Here is a 19,272-nt window from a genome sequence, read left to right as displayed (position 1 = left end):
CTTTATAAGTGATATTTTAAGCATTGCGATACTTATTTTTGACGCTATGAATCATCAAGCCAATAATTGTTGCGACACAGGCAGGAATTAACCAACCGATGCTTTGCTCGTATAATGGGAGGTAACTAATGATATTTTCGTATGTGCTAATTTCAATTCCTAACGTTTTTAAACCGTCGTATATACTAATAGCAGCAGTTACTAGCAAAGGTAGCCCGTACACAATGGAGCTGTGCTGGAAATGATTTGCGAATAACGCTAATAGCATAAGCACAATGGCAATTGGATAAATCGCTAATAAAACTGGTAGTGAATAAGAAATGATTGATTCTAAACCAAAATTCGAAATGGTTAAACCTAGTATAGTGAACACTATTAAGAAAACCTGATATGAAACACGTGGGAATAGCTTGTTGAAAAATGCTGCGTTAGCTGATAATAGTCCAACAGCGGTTGTTAAGCAGGCTAATATAATCGTTGCAGCTAAAATAATGCTGCCTGCTTTACCAAAGAGAGCATTCGTCGCTTTTGCAATAATGACCCCACCATCATTGTGAAAGCCGATAACGCTTGTGCTCGTCACACCGATGTACGCAAGTGATACGTAAACAAACGCTAAACCAAGTGCTGCTACAATACCTGAAAAAATAACGATTTTAATTTGCTGTGTTTTTTGCGTTAAACCACGTCCATTTAACGCTTGGACAATAACAATACCGAATACAAGAGCAGCAAGCACATCCATCGTTAAGTAGCCTTGAATAAAGCTCTCAAAAAATGGTGAAGTTTGATAATTCCCCTGTGATTCTCCGATTGGACCGAGTGGTGTAATCACACTTTTTAGGGCAAGTGCTAAAATAATTAGCAATAAAGCAGGCGTTAAGATTTTCCCGATACGATCTACAATTTTTGTAGGATTAAACGCTAAGTATAGCGTTATCACAAAAAATATAAGGGTTGTGATGAATAGGGAAAGTGGACTTTCAGCCATTTGCTGAGTTAAAAATGGTGCTTTAATTCCGATTTCATAGGATACGGCTGCTGTTCGAGGAATCGCAAAAAATGGTCCAATTGATAAATAAACAATCGATGTGAAAATAATACCGAAAAGAGGATTTACTTTACTGGATAGTTCATGTAAATCTCCTCCGCTTTTTGCTACCGTTATAACCCCAATAAGCGGTAAGCCAACTCCTGTAATTAAGAAGCCAATCATTGCGATTAAAATATGCTCACCAGCCTGTTGACCTAATAATGGTGGGAAAATAATATTTCCAGCTCCTAAAAACAGTGCGAATAGCATGAAGCCTACAACGAGGTTTTCACGAATAAATTTCATGGTACTTTCTCTCCTTAAAATAGTGACTGACACAAGTAGTATGTATACTAGCATACACTTTTTTGGGGGGCTTGGAAATGCCATTATTAGAATTTAACGAAATGTTTCAAATAATTAATATTGATTATGTTTAGTTTACGAAAAGGCTTTTTAAAATTGTTATAAAAGAGTTGCAGCCAATACAAAAAAGTCTGAAGAAGCTGTTAAACATGTAACATTAGAAATTCGACGTAAAAACCTAAGACGTGGTCGAGTAAGACTGAAAGATCCAACAGAAGAAAGAATATTAGCTCGCTTTAATCGTGAGTTAGGAGAGGGAAATGGGTTATCATCAAGCTAAATATCAAATCGAACTATTAAAAATATTATCGAGTAACTATGAATCAATAGATATAGAGTACCTTAAAGAGAAAATAGAAACAAAGCAGGAGTTAGCTATGCTAGAAGAATGGCTTAGTCAATTAGCAAGAGATTTTAAGAAGGAGTTACCCGAAGGAAGAGGGCACTGAAAAATCGATTTGTCACAAAATTTATGAGACAAATTGATTTTTTTAATGGAAAAGCGGTCACTCCCATTTAGGACTTGAGATGGAATTATAAAATTAGCTAGACAAAATAAAAAATCACAATAAGGGCAAATAGGCTATTGTGAATAGTTATATATATTCGTTACAATAACATTAATTATAGTAAAAAGTTCGTTATATGTAATCTAGAAAGGACGGGGTTTTGAAAATGGCAAGTAAATGGCACGCTGCGGTTGCGAGTACGCTAATATTGTCAGCGCTCGTAGTACCAGCAGCAGAGGCAGCATCTTATACAGTACAAAAAGGCGACACATTGACGAAAATCGCAAAAGAACATGAACTAACAGTACAGCAATTAAAGCAATGGAATAGTTTAAAATCAGATGCTATTTTCGTAAATCAAAAGCTAATGCTAGCAAGTCCAGAAGTAAAAGCAACTAAAGTGGAGAAAGTCGAAAAAGCTGTAGTTGAGGAAAAGACAACGAATGCAACTACTTATACAGTTAAGAGAGGCGATACATTAACAGTTATCGCTCAAAAAAATAATATGACAGTTGAGCAGCTAAAAGAACTGAATAAGCTGCAATCGGATTTTATCTATATTAATCAGCAGCTACAAGTAAATAACGTGGCGCAATCAAATTTAATATCGGAGCAAGTTATAACAGTTGCGCCGGGAACAAATGGACAAGCTGTTTATCACCGTGTTGTTGAACTTGCTCATGAATTGCTTGGGACACCTTATTTGTTTGCTGGAAATACGATAGAGGGCTTTGATTGTAGCGGCTTTGTCAAATATGTTTATAGCAATGCGGGCTTAGATATTTCTCGTAAAAGTAGCTTAGATTATTTTTTACAGGATACAACTGCAGTAGAGGAGCCTATGCCAGGGGATGTAGTGTTTTTCAAAAATACGTACATACCAAATATTTCACATATGGGTATTTATATAGGTGAAGATCAATTTATTCATGCGGGGACAACAGGTGTTGAAATCTCTAAAGTAACTCATAGCTATTGGGCGGAGCGTTTTGTTGCGTTCAAGCGCTTTAATGGTATTGAATAATTAAATCAGACTGCTAGAAAGCTAGGAAACGAGGCTTTTTGGTAGTCTTTCTTTTTGTTAAGTAAATGCCTAAAAAGTGCGTAGAAGTACCCTTTTTGGCTCCCTGAACAAAAAGTGAAAAGTATGTACAAGCAACTGTTATAGGTTTTGAAGATGCGTTGAAAATTAAGACTAAATTAACCTATGTTATATTACAAATGTTACAAAGGTGTAAGATGAAATTAGGGGAATGTCTCTAATGTTTTACATAGAACTGCAATGTTTTTGTAAAAAAGATGTTTAAATGTTGATATAACAGGGTATAGAAGGAAGTCGTCATTTAACACAGCTTTTTATATGTGTAACTGTATTGTTACAGAACTGTAATGTTACAGTGGAGCAACTCATGTTAATCTTAGAACAGTTAAATTATCAGAAAATTATTCGGCTGTGTGGAGGATTATTAATGAGTTACAACAATATTTTACGAAATACATTATTAACATTTTTAGCAGCATTAGCTATCTTCTTATCACCTATTGGGAACGATAAAGCATCTGCTGCGGATTTTACTTCAAGCGATTTTAAATCAACAGCTCAAAAATATTTAGGTGTACCATATGCATATGGTGGTACTACAACAAGAGGCTTTGATTGCTCTGGATATGTTCGTGCTGTATTCAGTGATTTAGGCATTACTACATTACCTCGCACTTCAGCATCTATGTACAGTGTAGGAACAGAGGTTAGTAAAAACGATTTAATTCCAGGTGACTTAGTATTCTTTAATACTTCAGGTAGTGGTATTTCTCACGTAGGTGTTTACTTAGGCGGTGGCAAATTCATCCACTCCCAAACGAATATTGGTGTAAGTGTTACAGATATTAATGACAAATGGTATTGGGGTAATCGCTATGTAGGTGCAAAACGAGTTGCGAATGTTTCATTCGAATAATATTATACATACTCTATACATAGTAAAATATACAGCTAATAAAGATTGGTGCGTGAGAACTATTTCACGTGTCAATCTTTTTTATATGACCCATTTCCCAATGTATGATAGAGTGCTGTGAAATATACCATAGGACATGACTTTAGGGAGAGTTGCAAAAATATGAGATGAGTGCCAATAGAGCACGGCAGGTCGCTGATAAAGAGGGACCGCATGCAAATAAAATTCAGCAAGCCACAACAAATGCTGAAACGCCAATAGAATCAAGACAAACGCCAATAGAAACAGACCATCCACAACCCTCTCAATCAAACAAAAAATGTTAGACCAAGTTAATCTCGGTCTAACATTTTGTTTTTATTGCTGTGGTACGCGTGCTGTCCAGCGTGAAAGGTCAATTCCTTTTACGTTTACTAGTTGGGCAGGGAAAATAAATGTCCACGGCTTTGTTGTATTTGGTAGTACTGTTAAAACAGGGTCAAGTTTGAATGAGCCTTTTGCTACTTGCTTACCGCGCGCGTCGATAATTTCAAGTGGTAGCTGCTCTAAGTTAATTGCTTTGTCGTTACCGTTACGAATAAAGATGGATACATGTAAGCTTTTATCGTTTTGAAGCTTTGCCTGTAAGCCAGTAAAGTTGACCTCTGATTTACCTAGCTTTGGTAAGTCCTTGACGATTTTTTCTAACGCTTCTTGCTGATCCACTGGCAATTGTTTTTTCCACGTTTCATCTAAATCAAGCTGATGCCCACGTAAAGAAATTAAGTTGAAGGCAATTTTCCATTCGTCTTCTTTTGGTACTTCCTTTACACCTTCTTCAATAGAGCCTTTATCAAACTCAAATACCCAAGGGCGGGCACTTTCAGCGGGAATAATGCCTAAATCCTGGAAGTGGAACGTTTTAGACGCTAGACGCTTGTCATCCTTATCTAAAATAAGTAATTCGATTTCTCCAAGTTCAATCGGTTCTGGTAATGAAGAACGGAAAAATACTTTGACATTCCATGTACCCGTGCGTGGGTTTTCTTCAATATTAATTGCTGATAGTGATAGCTGATTTGGTTTTAATGGCTGCAATTCATTTGCTAAGAAATTAAATACGTATTGTTGCTCTAATGGCACATTCCATTGTGGATGGAAGGATAATTTTGTTACGACATCACGTTCATCACCTGATTGCTTCGTATCCTTTAATAATTCCTTTGAGTCAACAGCGCTGTCTGCTCCTACTTTATCACCTTTTTTGAAAAAATCGAATAAGCCCATGTTTATAGTTCCTCCTGCTCTTCAATCATTGAAAGATTTTTCATAAATGCTACAAGTTCTTCTACAATGCTACGGCGCAGTTCCTGATAGTTTTTACCGAATAACTCTAAGCCTTCACGTTGGTAAATACGCATTGGGTCTTCTTGCTGGTAATGACGTAATCCGATACCTTCTTTTAAATGCGTCATTTGCTCTAAATGTTTTACCCATGTTGCGTCAATATAGCTTAATACAACTTGTGGGATGACACGCATCACTTGCTCGTTGCTCTCATAGCTTTCGATAAAGTCACGTAACTCAAATACACTGCTATTCAACGAATCTAAAATTTTAGTTACTTTTGTTTCTGTTCGGTCGATAGTAACGTCTGTTAAAAATAAAGTGTTAACCGTCTGCTCCATTTTATCGAAATTCCATTCAAGCGGGTCGGCTTCCTCTGGTGCATTATCGCGTACTGCAAAATCAACCGTTTCATACATCATACGTGTAATGAGTGCAAGTAAATCCTCACCTGCTAACACTCTATCGCGTAAATCATAAATGATTTTGCGTTGGTCATTAATGACATCATCTAGCTTTAAATTGTATTCACGCATGGAGAAATGAGCACCTTCTACGATGCGCTGTGTGCGATTAATAAGCTCGATAATATCTTTATTCTCAACGCGCTTAATATCGTTGACAATCATTTTTTTACGGAACTTTTCCACATCATCTTTAGCGAAGCGTTTAAACATATCGTCCTCTATTGATAAAATAAACTGGCTTTCACCAGGGTCGCCTTGACGACCAGAGCGTCCACGTAATTGATTATCCACACGACGGCTTTCATGCTTTTCTGTACCGATAACCAAAAGACCACCAAGCGCCTCAACACCTTCACCTAAAACGATATCAGTACCTCGTCCCGCCATGTTTGTCGCAACAGTAATACGTCCTTTTTGCCCAGCCTCAGAAATAAGCTCTACTTCTTGCTCCACCGTTTTTGCGTTTAAGAGCTGGTGCGGTAAGCTATATTTTTTTAGGTACTGTGATACTTTTTCAGATTGTAAAATAGAAGTTGTACCAATTAGTACAGGCTGTCCTTTTTCATGGCGACGCAGCGTTTCTTGCGCTACATACTCATATTTGTCTTCAATTGTTTCGAAGACGATATCTGTTTGGTCGATACGTTTTCGTGGTCTATTCGTTGGAATTTGAATGACGCGCATATTGTATACTTCTAAAATTTCCTTTTCCTGAGTTTTTGCTGTACCCGTCATCCCTGACAATTTCGGATACATACGGAAATAGTTTTGAATGGTAATTTGTGCTTGTGCTTTATTTTCCTCTGTTATTTCGACGCCTTCCTTTGCTTCAATTGCTTGATGCAAGCCGTCAGATAATGTTCGGCCTTCCATAATGCGACCTGTAAACATATCCACAAGCTCAATTTTATTATCACGCACGATATAGTCAACGTCGCGCTCAAACATTACGTGGGCACGTACAGCTTGAATAACGTAGTGATAAAGTGTTTGATGCTCTAAATCGTAAAGGTTGTCAACACCAAATGCCGCCTCTACCTTTTCGATACCTTGATCTGTTAAAGAAGTGGCCTTTGTTTCGTCGTCAAAATCGTAGTCCTCATCCTTTACAAAGCGCTTCGCTAGCATCGCAGCGATACGATGCAACTCTTCATTTGCCGACATTTTACCTGCAATAATAAGAGGTGTTTTTGCTTCGTCGATTAATACCGAGTCTACTTCATCGATAATCGCAAAATGATATGGGCGCTGTACTTTATCAGCAATCGAATGTGCCATATTGTCACGTAAATAGTCGAAGCCAAACTCTGTGCCGACACCGTATGTAATATCAGCATTGTAAGCATCTTTTTTTGCACCTTGCTCCATCATAGGTACGTTTAAGCCGACTGTTAAGCCGAGGAAGCGGTGAATTTGTCCAATTAATTCGAAGTCGCGCTTTGCTAAATAATCATTTACAGTAATGACGTGTACGCCTTTACCTTCTAGTGCGCGCACATAAGATGGGAGGGATGCGACTAATGTTTTCCCTTCACCTGTAGGCATTTCTGCGATATTACCCTCTGTTAATACTAAACCACCGATTAATTGCACATCGAAGTGGCGCATATTTAAAATACGCTTAGATGTTTCACGAACGACAGCAAATGCGTCAGGGATAATTGCTGTAACTTCTTCGCCATTTTCAATGCGTTCTTTAAATTTCAAAGTCATGCCTTGTAGTTCTTCATCTGACATTGCAGCATATGTTGCTTCAAGTGCATTAATTTGATCTACTATTTTATAGTATCGTTTTAATTCGCGAGCACTTGTTTGCTCTTTATTCCGTTTAAAAATTGAGAACATTTTATTACGCTCCTTTAAAGTTGTCTCCTTAAAATAGCTAGCAGACACTAGCTTATTCTATCAGAAAATCAGCTATATTACTACTCATGGCTGCATGAACAATCAGTGAGAGAAAGAGGCAAAGGTATAGTTTTCACCAAATTGCAGATAATATACAGTAATTTGCGAGAGAAACGCTATATTTTGTATATTAAACGTGTTATAATTATCATGGTTTATTTAGATTCAGTATATTATCTTGGTTAGAAAAGGAAGCGGCAAATACAAAACGTCCGCCCTGCAGATAGTGAAATGAATGCTAATTGACATTTCACTAACGTGAGCAGCGATATGCTCACTAAATCTAAATAAAGCCCCCGGCGGATGTCACGGATTTTGAAGCACTTTTCCACGCTTGCTCGAAAAAATCTGGACCAATTACGCCGAGGCGTAATTGATTATGACGATTAAATTTAAGGAGGAGAGACATGATTTACGTGTCTTTAATTGTCGCGTTTATTGCGGCCATTGTACTAACTCCACTTGTGAAGCGTTTAGCCTTTCGAATAGGTGCTGTTGATGCGCCAAACTACCGTAAAGTGCATGCTCGAATTATGCCAAGGTTAGGTGGACTAGCTATTTTTGGTGCGTTTTTAATCGGAGTAGCTGTATTGCGACCAGAGAGTGAATATACGCTAGCAATTATTTTAGGAGCGACGATTATTGTTGCAACTGGTGTTATCGACGATATGTATGAAATTTCCGCAAAGGCTAAGTTAATCGGACAAATTGCTGCTGCGGCAGTTATCGTATTTGTAGGCGGTATTGATATTGATTTCATCAATTTACCGTTCGGTGGTATTTTAGATTTTGGTTTTTTAAGCATTCCATTTACAATTATTTGGATTGTAGGAATTACGAATGCCATTAATTTAATTGATGGTCTTGATGGTCTAGCAGCAGGTGTATCAACGATTGCTTTAATTACACTTGCAGGAATGGCTTTAAGTATGGGTAATATTTTTGTACTTGTAATGGCGGCTATTTTAGCAGCGAGTACACTGGGCTTTTTATTTTATAATTTCCACCCAGCTAAAATTTTTATGGGTGATACAGGTGCGCTATTTTTAGGCTTTATGATTGCCGTTTTCTCCTTATTAGGATTTAAAAATGTAACGGTTATTTCATTTATTATTCCTGTTATTATGTTAGGTGTACCAATTTCTGATACATTTTTCGCGATTGTGCGTCGATTGCGCATGAAGCAAAAATGGTCGGATCCAGATAAATCACATTTACATCATCGCTTGCTTGATATGGGCTTCTCGCACCGTCAAACAGTGTTAATTATTTACGGTATTGCAAGTATGTTTGGTTTAGCGGCAGTTATCTTCTCAATGTCGACAGTATGGGGCGCTATTTTATTAGTGACAGTCATCTTAGTGGCAATTGAGTTATTTGTCGAAGTAATCGGCTTAGCAGGGAAAAATTACAAACCATTGTTAAACTTAGTACGTATTTTTAATAAATAAAATGAGAAACATCTGAAAAGCAGTGCTTTGCACGCTTTTCAGATGTTTTTTGTTTTCTTAACTTAAATAAATGCTATATTTCTGGTACATTAAGGGGACCTCATTTTTTTAGACTTCGCTCGCTTGGCAAATAAAAAGACTGTCTAAAAGTGGCGTATGCGCCTGCTTTTAAACAGTCCTTTTCAAATATATTATTGCTGGTTAGGCACTGTAGATGATTCTGATTGTGTTTGCTCCGAGCCATTGCCTGCTAATGATGAACCGTTTGAAGAGTTTATTGCATCATCTGTTAGGCCGAGATGGCTTTTTAAAATTACTTTTATATCTTCTAAAGATTGCTCATCAAGCTGATAGTAATATATACCAGTAGACATATCGTCATAGCCTTCTATTGACAGCGAGTCAATACGAGGCACACCTTGTGTTAAATAGCTGAAGAAACCTTTCATTTCTTTGAATGTCATGTTTGTTTTCATGTTTGCGCCAACCGCATCAATTACTTCATCATATTTCATGATTGATGATACGGAAGCCGCTTGCTGTGCAATAGCCTTTAAAATCTCCTGCTGACGTTTACCACGCTCTACGTCACTATCGAGTTTACGTGTACGTGCCAATGCTAATGCCTCGCGCCCGTTTAAATGCTGTATGCCAGGCTGTAAATTGACTGTATTGCGATCGAATTCATCCTTTTCAAGCATAGCATATGGTACTTCTGCCTCGATACCACCAAGAGCATCTACAACATCAATAAAGGCGTTAAAATTCATACGAACATAATAATCAACGGGAATATCGAATAATTCTTCGACCGTTTCAATCGTTGCAAGCGTACCACCGAATGCGTGAGCATGGGTAATTTTATCTTTATAGCCTATGTGAGGAATATAAACATAAGAATCACGTGGAATGCTTAAAAGCTTTACTGTTTTTGTCGTTCTATTTAATGTAGCAAGCAGCAATGCATCTGATCTAGAGCCCTCACCTTGACCACGTTGTTCACTATCGTCAATCCCTACGAATAATACAGAAACATTATCTTGTATAGGCTCCACCTTCACTTCAGTAGGACGTTTTGTTGAAACTTCGCGATTTTCGATTTCTTCATATGCTTGTTCAACCGCATGTTCTGCTTTTTTCGTTAAGTACATGCCGTAAGTTGTGACGCAAATTAATAAAGATGCGGCTAATATTAATGTTATTTTAAGAGCGAGAGAAAGCTTCGAAGGCTTCTTCTCTTTTTGCTTTGACCGTTTCATTTTCATTCTCCTCTAAATATGTTAGGAATATATCATTTAACCTTGTGCAAATTTACAATACTATTAATTATACTATGCTGTACCGTATCAGTAAACGGAAAAAGCGAAAATAAGGAGAGTCTTCAAAATCTCCTGGTGCTTTAAAGGATAAACTCGATAAATTGTTTGTCGACACAGGCGATTTGCGCTTGCCCATTCGTCAATTCAGTCATCCATTCAGCAAAAGCTTCTTCTTCATCCTTTAAAACGTAAACAAATACTTCGACAGCATCTGCATACTGGATTTCTTTTAAAGTATAGTGCGAATTTCGTACCTCGTTTTCTACTTTACCTAGCCATGTATAGTCAATAGACACTTGCATCAAATGATGTAATTTGCGCTCTACGACTTTTGCGGCATCGAGTCCTTCAGTAGTTGCCTTCCCATAAGCACGAATTAATCCACCGCCGCCAAGCTTTATGCCACCGAAATAGCGTGTTACGACAACGACGGTATCCTTTAAGCCTTGCTTCTTTAACACTTCTAACATAGGGACGCCTGCTGTACCACTTGGTTCCCCATCATCGTTTGCTTTTTGAATATTGTCATGCTCTCCTATTAAATAGCAGGAGCAATTATGTGTGGCAGAAGGATGCATTTTTTTTATTTTATCTATAAAATCAATGGCTTCCTGTTCTGTTTCGGCACGCTCGACATAAGCAATAAAGCGTGATTTTGAAATGACAATCTCCCTTTCACCAAAACCTTTAACAGTTGAATAATCTTTTCGCATTGTATTTCCTCCCTTAAAAATGTATAGAAAATAATGTATTTGTGAAGTAATAATTTAAAAGTATAATAATTAGTACGATACATATAAATAAGATTTATTTTTTCTGCCCTATATTATAAGATATTTTTATAGTAGCTAATGCGGAAAGCTACTTTTAAAAATAAAGGCTAAAATTCCTATTGCGGCTGGAAAAATAGATCTTCTATCGGTCTAAATTAGGGTGTTATTGTTTGACAATAATCATGAACTATATGTAAAGTTTGATTCAATACAGCACATATAGATGTCCAATGAGAATGGGGAGATTTGGTGTTTTTAAATGAAAAATTTGATATCGCCTCACTCGATGTTATTTTTAATCGCATGCTTGAAACAATTATGAGCTCTAAAAATGATATATTTATTATAAGTGAACAAAGTCAACGAAACTTCGAAGAAATGCAAAAAGAATTGGCAGCTATTCGAGAAGAAATCGCAGTAGTTATCGACGAAACAGATTGCTTAGAAAGAACTACACAGCTCGCAAAGCAGCGCCTTGTTGTAGTAAGTAAAGCATTCAATACGTTCACAGAAGAGCAGGTGCGTGAAGCATACGAAACGGCTAATAATTTCCAAATACAATATATGCTCGTTCAAGAAAAGGAAAAACAGTTGCGCGAACGACGCGATGATTTGGAAAGACGAATGAAAATACTCTATGATACGATAAAACGGGCTGATCAAATTGTCAATCAAGTAAATGTTGTCGTCAATTATTTAACATCAGATTTAAGGGATGTAGGTCAAGCGCTTGAGCAAGCGAAAATTAAGCAGGACTTTGGCATAAAAATTTTAGCTGCGCAGGAAGAAGAGCGAAAACGTCTGTCGCGTGAAATACATGATGGACCTGCACAAATGATGGCAAATGTTTTAATGCGCTCAGATTTAATCGAGCGTATTTACCGTGAAAAAGGTATGGATGCGGCAATTGAGGAAATTGCACATTTGAAGTTAAATGTGCGTGAGGCCTTGTCAGAGGTGCGCCGTATTATCTACGATTTACGCCCAATGGCATTGGATGATTTAGGTATTTTACCGACATTGAAGAAGTATTTATCAACGGTTATGGAGTATAATGAGGGTGTTAATATTCAATTCCAAACGTTTAATCAGGAAAAAAGATTGGATACAAATTATGAAGTGGCGATTTTCCGATTAATTCAAGAATGTACGACAAATGCTATTAAGCATGGAAAAAGCACAGAAATATCCGTAAAGCTAGAGTGGTTGAAGCGCGACGTTAATATTAGCGTGAAAGATAATGGTGTCGGTTTCGATAAGGAACTGATAAAGGACCAGTCATTTGGCATTATCGGTATGAAGGAACGAATTGACATTTTAAATGGTAAAATGAATATTCGAAGCGAAATTGGAAAAGGCACACTTGTAACATTTAAAATACCTTTTCAAAATGACGAAATATAGATTATAAGTGAAAATTAGGGGGAAATATTTATGACGAAAATTGTAATTATAGATGACCATCAACTTTTCCGTGAAGGTGTCAAACGCATTTTAGATTTTGAGGATACTTTCGATGTAGTAGCAGAAGGTGATGATGGTGTGGATGCGGTAAGCTTATATCGCACGAATACGCCAGATGTTGTCTTAATGGATATTAATATGCCAGGTAAAAATGGCGTAGAGGCTACGCGCGAATTAATCGATGAGTTCCCAGATGCAAAAGTAATTATGTTATCGATTCATGATGACGAATCCTATGTTACGCATGCATTAAAATCAGGTGCACTTGGCTATATGCTAAAGGAAATGGATGCAGATGAAATTGTAGAGGCGATTAAAGTTGTAGCAAACGGAGGCTCTTACTTACATCCAAAAGTAACGAAAAATTTAGTTGCCGAATTCCGTCGTCTGTCTGAGCACGAAAATAATGGCAACTTCCATCAAACAGAAATTCGCCGACCATTCCATTTGTTAACGAAGCGTGAATGTGAAGTATTACAGCTTCTTACGGATGGACAAAGCAACCGTACAATCGGCGAGACACTTTATATTTCTGAAAAAACGGTAAAAAACCATGTATCAAGCATTTTACAAAAAATGAATGTAAACGACCGTACTCAAGCTGTAGTAACAGCAATTAAAAGCGGCTGGGTAGAGGTACGCTAAAAACAAAGGGCTAGGGAGAAAGTTTAAACTTTCTCCCTAGCCCTAATTTTATTCTACCTGAAAACAAGGGGAAACTGATAAAATCCGGCTAGCCGTCTAAAAACAAGGCAAGCCGCAAATATATTCGAGAAGTCGCAAATAAAATGGGCAAGTCGCAAATATAATCGGGAAGTTGCAAATAAACCGAGGCAAGTCGCAAATATAATCGGGAAGTTGCAAATAAACCGAGGCAAGTTGCAAATATAATCGAGAAGTCGCAAATAAACGGAGGCAAGCCGCAAATAAAATGGGTAAGTTGCAAATATAATCGAGAAGCCGCAAATAAATCGTGGCAAGTCGCAAATAAAATGAACCTCCCAGCTACTTAAGGAGCGAGGAGCCACCAAAGTGCAAGGTACAGCTTCATAAATGCTAAAAAATTTCGAAATCGAGATGAAACCTCCTACTAGCTAATGCGTCTATATGAAACGGAATATTAAATAAGCAGATGTGCATGATATATGCTACAATATGTGCGCAGGAGGTTTTGAGGAAGATGAAAAAATGGTTGATAATGCTAATAGCAGCTTTTGGGTTAGCAGCATGTGGAGATACAGAGGAACAGCTAAGCGCGGAGCAAACAGCTGATATTATTGAAAAGGGTACGGTTGGCTTTGAGGTAATGGGGGACAAAGTCGAAGCTGCACCGGATGTACCAGATGCGGAAAGAGAGAAAATAATCGGGGTCTTCAATGAGTATATTGCAGCGTTTAATGATGAGGATCTTGATCGCTACAGTGCGACACTTTCCAAAAATGCAACAGGCTTTGATTATGAAAAGGATTTAGTAGAGGCGACAAAAGTTTTTAATTCCTATACAATTAATCGTCAAGCGGACAATATTACGATTATCAAATATGAAGAAAATGAAGCACAAGTATATGCAAATTTAGAAATTGAAATGACTGAGGATGAAACTGGAACAGCGCTTTCGAGTAAAGGCCGTCAAGTAACAGTTTTAGCAAATGAAGACGGAGCATGGAAAGTAACGAGCGTTTTTTATATCGGTAATGAATAAGCCAATATAATGTTTCATATAAATTCATGTTCCACTTTGAAGCTACATAAGGTAGAATTATCTTGATTCAGCAAAAAAGCTCCCACCTTACATAGGGCGAGATGAATGCTTAAATGGCTTTTCATTCAACGGATGGCTGAATCAAAATAAAGCCTCCGGCGGATGTCACAGGACGTGACGGTTTTAGGTTAACTCCACCAATTAGCTCGAAAAAATCTGGACTCGAGTTAGCTGAGGCGTAATTGAGGATGGCAGAGGAGTGGAATAATTGATGAAAATTGCAATTGTAACAGACAGTACAGCCTATTTAACAGCAGAGGAACGTAGCCGTTATAATATTCATATGATTCCTCTAAGTGTCAATTTAGAAGATGGTAGCTATGAAGAAGAGGTCGAAATTACGACTTCTGAATTTTATGATAAAGTGCGAAACTCAAAGGTTTTCCCAAAAACAACACAGCCACCAGTTGGCAAATTTGTCGAGTTATTCGAACAGCTTGCAAAAGATTATGATGAAGTCATTTCCATTCATTTATCTAGTGGGATAAGCGGTACATACCAAGGGGCAGTACAAGCTGCTGATATGGTTGAAGGCATTAAAGTAACAGCTTTTGACAGCGAAATAGCTTGTGCAATACAAGGGATGTATGTGTTGGAAGCAGCTAAAATGGTCGAACAGGGCGCCACTGTAGAGGACATTATAGCTCATTTAGAAAATTTAAGACCAACGTTGAATGCTTACTTTATCGTTGATGACTTAGCGCATCTACAGCGCGGCGGTCGTTTATCTGCGGCAGCTGCATTGATTGGTGGCTTGCTACAGGTAAAGCCTGTCCTACATTTTGTGGACAAAGTAATCGTGCCATATGAAAAAATTCGCACGCGCAAAAAAGCACTGCGTCGTGTGGAAGAGTTGCTGGCCGAGGCGGTTGAAAAGCATGGTGACCTGCAAGTAGCAGTAATCCATGGCAATTGTGAGGAAGAGGCAGCAGAGCTGATGGCGCAATTGCAGGCAAAACACCCAAATACAAGCTTCAAGTTAAGCTACTTTGGTCCAGTCATTGCCACGCATTTAGGCGAAGGCGCACTCGCAGTAGGCTGGTTAAAAAAATAACATTTCAAAAGTCTCTACATTGAATGTAGAGGCTTTTTGTTTTGAGTAGTAAAAAGGAGTTGATATATATTTTAAGAAAAACAAAAAAAGCGCATTATATAGGGCTGCTTATTGACCCTGCGCTAGTAAACTTAATGGAAGGTCGTATTATGCGTAGAGAAGACCTACCTTTTGGACAGGAAGTAATCGAGTCATATATAAAGCGTGGATTTTTTAAAACACATGAAGCAATTTCGGTAACGAATAGTTTTTGGAGGAGGCGTTATCGGTGTGAGCGTTGTTTCAATGAAGAGCAGAGAAAATTCATTCATTTTTATTGTGCGAAATGTGAGCAAACTTGCACTTATTGTCGACATTGCATTGTAATGGGGAGAATTTCGAGCTGTACACAGCTATTGACATGGGGGAGGTCATTTTTCCGTGCTTTAAAAAAACATCAATTTAATTGGGCTGGCACACTGACAAAATTGCAGCAACAAGCATCGCTTGAGTTAGCGAGCAGCATTATGAACAAGCGCTCGCATCTATTACATGCGGTATGTGGAGCAGGGAAAAGTGAAATTCTTTTTCAGCCTATTTATAGAGCACTACAAAAGGGACAGCGCATTTGCATCGCGACACCCCGTACAGATGTCGTATTAGAATTAGCCCCGCGACTTCAGCAAGTATTTCCTACAACAGTAATTCATGCATTATACGGGGGAGCGCAAAATCAGCATGGCTATGCACAGCTTGTTATTGCGACCACCCATCAGCTATATCGCTTTGTTGACGCCTTTGATGTGATGATTGTCGATGAAGCTGACGCCTTTCCTTATCGCTTTGATGAAGTACTGCAAAAAGCTGTGTATAAAGCGAAAAAGAAGGATGCCCCGGTTGCTTTTGTAACCGCCACTCCAGACGCTAAATTACTCCAAATTTGTGAGGGTTATTCGTTTATATCGAAGCGCTACCATGATTATCCACTACCTATTCCACGATTTCAGCCATTATGGGGCTATAAACAGCACCTAAAAAAAGGTAAGCTACCAAAGCCACTTCAGCATTGGACGGAACAACAAATTATTGCAAAGAAACCATTTCTCATTTTTTTCCCAACGATTGAAATGTTAGAGCAAGCTCACTCGCTCTTTCAACAGCTAGATACGAATATTTTAGCTGTGCATGCTGAAGATCCGACACGTAAAGAAAAAGTCCAGCAATTACGCAACGAAGAAATTCTAGGTTTATTAACGACGACAATTTTAGAAAGAGGCATTACGATTGCTAACTTACAGGTCGCTGTTGTTGGTGCAGAAAGTCCCATTTTTACTGCAGACGCACTTATTCAAATTGCAGGGCGTGTTGGACGTAGTGAGCTGTATCCGACAGGGGATGTCGTATTTTTTTATCATGGTATCTCGCTAGAAATGGATTTAGCGAAGCGAGAAATTCTGCGTTTAAATGAGGTGTCGAATGAATAAAGAAATAATAAACTGTTTGCTTTGTGAGCGAGAGCTACAACAAATAATAACTTGGCAAACGTTATTTGAACGAAGATTAGCTCCTGTTATTTGTGAACGCTGCAAGCTAAAATTTGAGCTTGTAAATTATCAAAAGGAGGGGCTCTATGCTATTTTTCAATATAATGAAGCAATGAAAAACTTTTTAAGGCAATATAAGTTTTTACAAGATATTATACTAGCAAAAGTTTTTCGACAGGAATTACATGATTTATTAAGCAAGCGTAGCGAAATAATTGTACCGATACCAATGCATCCACTAAAAAAGAAGGAGCGTACATTTGCTCATATTGATGAGCTACTGCATGCGGCTGAAATACCTTATGAGCATTTACTTGAAAAAACAACGGTAGAAACGCAAGTTGGTAAAAGCAAACTGGAGCGGCAACAAGTAGCTCCGCTTTTTCGTATCGCTCATCAAAAACAATTAACTGCTAAGCATTATATTATTGTAGATGATATTGTAACGACTGGTACGACGATTGCACATGCCAAAAGGGCGTTGCTTGACGCAGGGGCAGAAAGCGTAACCGCGATAGTTTTAATAAAAGGATAAAATTCAAACAATCCGTGATGTATGAAAAGCTCATGGATTGAAGATTCACTTTATTGTATAATGGAGGAAATTAAACGTAGCATTTAGGAGGAAAACATTATGGCGGAGATTAGAAATTGTCCAGAATGCAATGAGTTTTTTAATTACACAGGTTTAAGAGATGTATGCTACAAATGTGCACAAAAGGAAGAAGACATGTATCAAATTGTCTATCGCTTTTTACGTAAACGTGAAAATCGTGCGGCTAATGTCGACCGAATTGAAGAGGCGACAGGTGTAAAAAAAGATTTGCTCTATAAATGGGTACGTAAAGGCCGCTTGCATCCAGCATTATTTCCAAACTTAGGCTATCCTTGTGATAACTGTGGGCGTTTAACGACATCGGGCAAGCTCTGTGACAATTGTCAAAATGAATTGAAATCCGAGTTACGCACATTTGACGCAGCAAAAGAATTCCGTGAAAATGTAGTGCAACGTGAGAAAGGCACATATTTAGCAGATAGAAAGAAATAAAGAAACCGTAGAGACGTCTAAAAAGCCGTGCATAGCCGGCTTTTTGGACGCAAGCTAGAATGAGAGAAACCTCAGTGAAAGAAACAAAACGAACATCCGCTTTTGAAGTGAGTGCTATGAATAATCTTGAGAACGTAGAAGAAACCCTCAGAAATTTAGAATCCCCCTGAAAAACGTAGAATAAATCCCATAAAACGTAGAATAACTATCCGAAATTTTCAAAAGGGTAAATAAATATTAAACGAAGAAACAATTATCTGCCTGTTGCACTGATGATTATATTTTTCGCGTGGGCGTGTTAAATCCTTAATCAAAAAATATTAATTAAACAATTTCATCTACAAACCGAAATATAATGTAGAAGGAAATTGAAGGGAGGATATATAGTATGAAAATTAATCCATTAAATTTGAGAGCGATTAATCCATACAATGCCCAGCCACGAGTTACTAAAAACGAAGAAAAAGCAGCATCTTTTGCAGATAAAATTGAGATTTCTTCAGCTGCTAAGGAAATGCAAGTAACGGCTGATTACAATACAGAGCGTGCTGTTCGCGTACAACAGCTAAAGGCTGATATTCAGTCAGGTGAATATAAAGTGAATGCAAGGCAAGTGGCTGAGGATATGCTGAAATATTACCGATTCTAAGCATAATTTTGAAATAAAGGAGCTCATATGATATGTCAGTGCTATCCACACTTGAAAAACTAGAGCGCATGCACAAAAGCTTATTGGAGCTTGCACATAAAAAAACAGACATTATTAAAGCGAACGATATAGAAGCACTAGATGAATTAATTAAAACGGAGCAGGCACATGTAGCGGCGATCACTACACTTGAGCAACAGCGTCAGTTGATGGTAACGGATTACCTCCGAGCAAAAGGAATTGCTTACACTGACAACCCAACTGTAGCCGAGCTAATTGACGCCATCGATAGTGAAGAGGAAAAGCAGCAGCTAATCGCTACGAGGGAACGCTTGCTCACATTATTAACTGAGCTTAAAGTGCAAAACGATTTAAACCAAAAGCTCGTCTATCAATCTTTGCAATTTATCAATATCCAATTAGAGCCATTCCGCCCCACACGTCCAGATGCCTTTAACTATTCAGGCGATGAAGTGCGCGGTCAATCAAATCAAAAAAAAGTAACATACTTCGACTCACAAGCATAGAGAGGAGTGTCCCAAAAGCTGTGTATAGCTTTTGGGACGTTGCCGGGTGTGCTTCTATAAAGAGCACACCCTTTAAAATAGAGAGTGCTCTTTGAAAATAGCAAAACACTAGATTTAGCGACTTTCTTATGAATTTAA

At 38.0% G+C, this 19,272-nt stretch carries 19 protein-coding genes; 14 read left to right on the top strand and 5 right to left on the bottom strand.

Annotated elements, in window-relative coordinates; all coding sequences use genetic code 11:
* Positions 1–16: 16 nt before the first annotated feature.
* Entirely contained in the window at positions 17–1,339 is a 1,323-nt protein-coding gene (gene brnQ / locus MHB51_RS08735; protein WP_066164984.1) for a branched-chain amino acid transport system II carrier protein, read from the bottom strand.
* Positions 1,340–1,659: 320 nt separating this feature from the next.
* Here brnQ and MHB51_RS08730 point away from each other — a divergent pair, with 320 nt between their 5' ends.
* The 4 genes from MHB51_RS08730 (at position 1,660) to MHB51_RS08715 (ending at position 4,192) form a co-directional block, all read left to right on the top strand.
* Entirely contained in the window at positions 1,660–1,848 is a 189-nt protein-coding gene (locus MHB51_RS08730; protein ID WP_342473048.1) for a hypothetical protein, read from the top strand.
* A gap of 226 nt (positions 1,849–2,074) precedes the next feature.
* A complete protein-coding gene (locus tag MHB51_RS08725) occupies positions 2,075–2,932 on the top strand; it encodes a LysM peptidoglycan-binding domain-containing protein (protein ID WP_342473047.1) in 858 nt (285 codons plus the stop codon).
* 445 nt (positions 2,933–3,377) lie between these two features.
* The gene (locus tag MHB51_RS08720) at positions 3,378–3,866 is read left to right on the top strand and encodes a C40 family peptidase (protein WP_066164996.1); all 489 of its coding nucleotides are present in this window, start codon (positions 3,378–3,380) and stop codon (positions 3,864–3,866) included.
* Between the two features lie 152 nt (positions 3,867–4,018).
* The gene (locus tag MHB51_RS08715; protein WP_161485066.1) at positions 4,019–4,192 is read left to right on the top strand and encodes a hypothetical protein; all 174 of its coding nucleotides are present in this window, start codon (positions 4,019–4,021) and stop codon (positions 4,190–4,192) included.
* 31 nt (positions 4,193–4,223) lie between these two features.
* On the opposite strand, the gene MHB51_RS08710 is transcribed toward MHB51_RS08715, so the two are convergent.
* Both MHB51_RS08710 and secA2 read right to left on the bottom strand, forming a co-directional pair.
* Positions 4,224–5,132 (bottom strand): accessory Sec system S-layer assembly protein, encoded by a 909-nt coding sequence (locus tag MHB51_RS08710; RefSeq protein ID WP_342559417.1) that lies wholly within the window; start codon positions 5,130–5,132, stop codon positions 4,224–4,226.
* Positions 5,133–5,134: 2 nt separating this feature from the next.
* Positions 5,135–7,504, bottom strand: a complete 2,370-nt coding sequence (gene secA2 / locus MHB51_RS08705) for an accessory Sec system translocase SecA2 (protein WP_066165002.1) — start codon at positions 7,502–7,504, stop codon at positions 5,135–5,137.
* Positions 7,505–7,971: 467 nt separating this feature from the next.
* Between secA2 and MHB51_RS08700 the strand changes: the two genes are divergently transcribed.
* Positions 7,972–9,015, top strand: a complete 1,044-nt coding sequence (locus tag MHB51_RS08700; protein ID WP_066165005.1) for an MraY family glycosyltransferase — start codon at positions 7,972–7,974, stop codon at positions 9,013–9,015.
* A gap of 191 nt (positions 9,016–9,206) precedes the next feature.
* On the opposite strand, the gene MHB51_RS08695 is transcribed toward MHB51_RS08700, so the two are convergent.
* Both MHB51_RS08695 and MHB51_RS08690 read right to left on the bottom strand, forming a co-directional pair.
* Positions 9,207–10,274 carry an LCP family protein gene (locus MHB51_RS08695; RefSeq protein WP_342559416.1) on the bottom strand — a complete coding sequence of 356 codons (1,068 nt, stop codon included), beginning with the start codon at positions 10,272–10,274 and terminating at the stop codon, positions 9,207–9,209.
* A gap of 140 nt (positions 10,275–10,414) precedes the next feature.
* Positions 10,415–11,047 carry a YigZ family protein gene (locus MHB51_RS08690; RefSeq protein ID WP_066165011.1) on the bottom strand — a complete coding sequence of 211 codons (633 nt, stop codon included), beginning with the start codon at positions 11,045–11,047 and terminating at the stop codon, positions 10,415–10,417.
* Positions 11,048–11,356: 309 nt separating this feature from the next.
* Between MHB51_RS08690 and MHB51_RS08685 the strand changes: the two genes are divergently transcribed.
* From MHB51_RS08685 to MHB51_RS08645, 9 genes are all read left to right on the top strand, one after another.
* On the top strand, positions 11,357–12,511 hold the full coding sequence (locus tag MHB51_RS08685) for a sensor histidine kinase (RefSeq protein ID WP_342473043.1): 1,155 nt from the start codon (positions 11,357–11,359) through the stop codon (positions 12,509–12,511).
* 30 nt (positions 12,512–12,541) lie between these two features.
* On the top strand, positions 12,542–13,216 hold the full coding sequence (locus MHB51_RS08680; protein WP_066165014.1) for a response regulator transcription factor: 675 nt from the start codon (positions 12,542–12,544) through the stop codon (positions 13,214–13,216).
* Between the two features lie 535 nt (positions 13,217–13,751).
* Positions 13,752–14,273: a nuclear transport factor 2 family protein gene (locus tag MHB51_RS08675; RefSeq protein WP_066165018.1), complete on the top strand. Its 522-nt coding sequence runs from the start codon at positions 13,752–13,754 to the stop codon at positions 14,271–14,273.
* 271 nt (positions 14,274–14,544) lie between these two features.
* The gene (locus MHB51_RS08670) at positions 14,545–15,387 is read left to right on the top strand and encodes a DegV family protein (protein ID WP_066165021.1); all 843 of its coding nucleotides are present in this window, start codon (positions 14,545–14,547) and stop codon (positions 15,385–15,387) included.
* Between the two features lie 41 nt (positions 15,388–15,428).
* A complete protein-coding gene (locus tag MHB51_RS08665; RefSeq protein WP_342559415.1) occupies positions 15,429–16,850 on the top strand; it encodes a DEAD/DEAH box helicase in 1,422 nt (473 codons plus the stop codon).
* Entirely contained in the window at positions 16,843–17,445 is a 603-nt protein-coding gene (locus MHB51_RS08660) for a phosphoribosyltransferase family protein (protein ID WP_066165024.1), read from the top strand. Before MHB51_RS08665 ends, MHB51_RS08660 begins: the two co-directional genes overlap by 8 nt.
* Before the next feature lie 99 nt (positions 17,446–17,544).
* Positions 17,545–17,958, top strand: coding sequence for a TIGR03826 family flagellar region protein (locus MHB51_RS08655; RefSeq protein ID WP_066165027.1), 414 nt, complete (start codon positions 17,545–17,547; stop codon positions 17,956–17,958).
* Positions 17,959–18,346: 388 nt separating this feature from the next.
* Complete coding sequence (gene flgM, locus MHB51_RS08650) at positions 18,347–18,607, top strand: flagellar biosynthesis anti-sigma factor FlgM (protein ID WP_066165030.1); 261 nt, start codon at positions 18,347–18,349, stop codon at positions 18,605–18,607.
* Positions 18,608–18,639: 32 nt separating this feature from the next.
* Positions 18,640–19,134 (top strand): flagellar protein FlgN, encoded by a 495-nt coding sequence (locus tag MHB51_RS08645; RefSeq protein WP_342559414.1) that lies wholly within the window; start codon positions 18,640–18,642, stop codon positions 19,132–19,134.
* Positions 19,135–19,272: the final 138 nt, after the last annotated feature.

The organism is Metasolibacillus sp. FSL K6-0083 (assembly GCF_038630865.1).
GTDB classification, from domain to species: Bacteria; Bacillota; Bacilli; order Bacillales_A; family Planococcaceae; genus Metasolibacillus; species Metasolibacillus fluoroglycofenilyticus.
The sequence above is the reverse complement of the archived record's forward strand: the minus strand, read 5'-3'. Positions and strand labels throughout refer to the sequence as shown.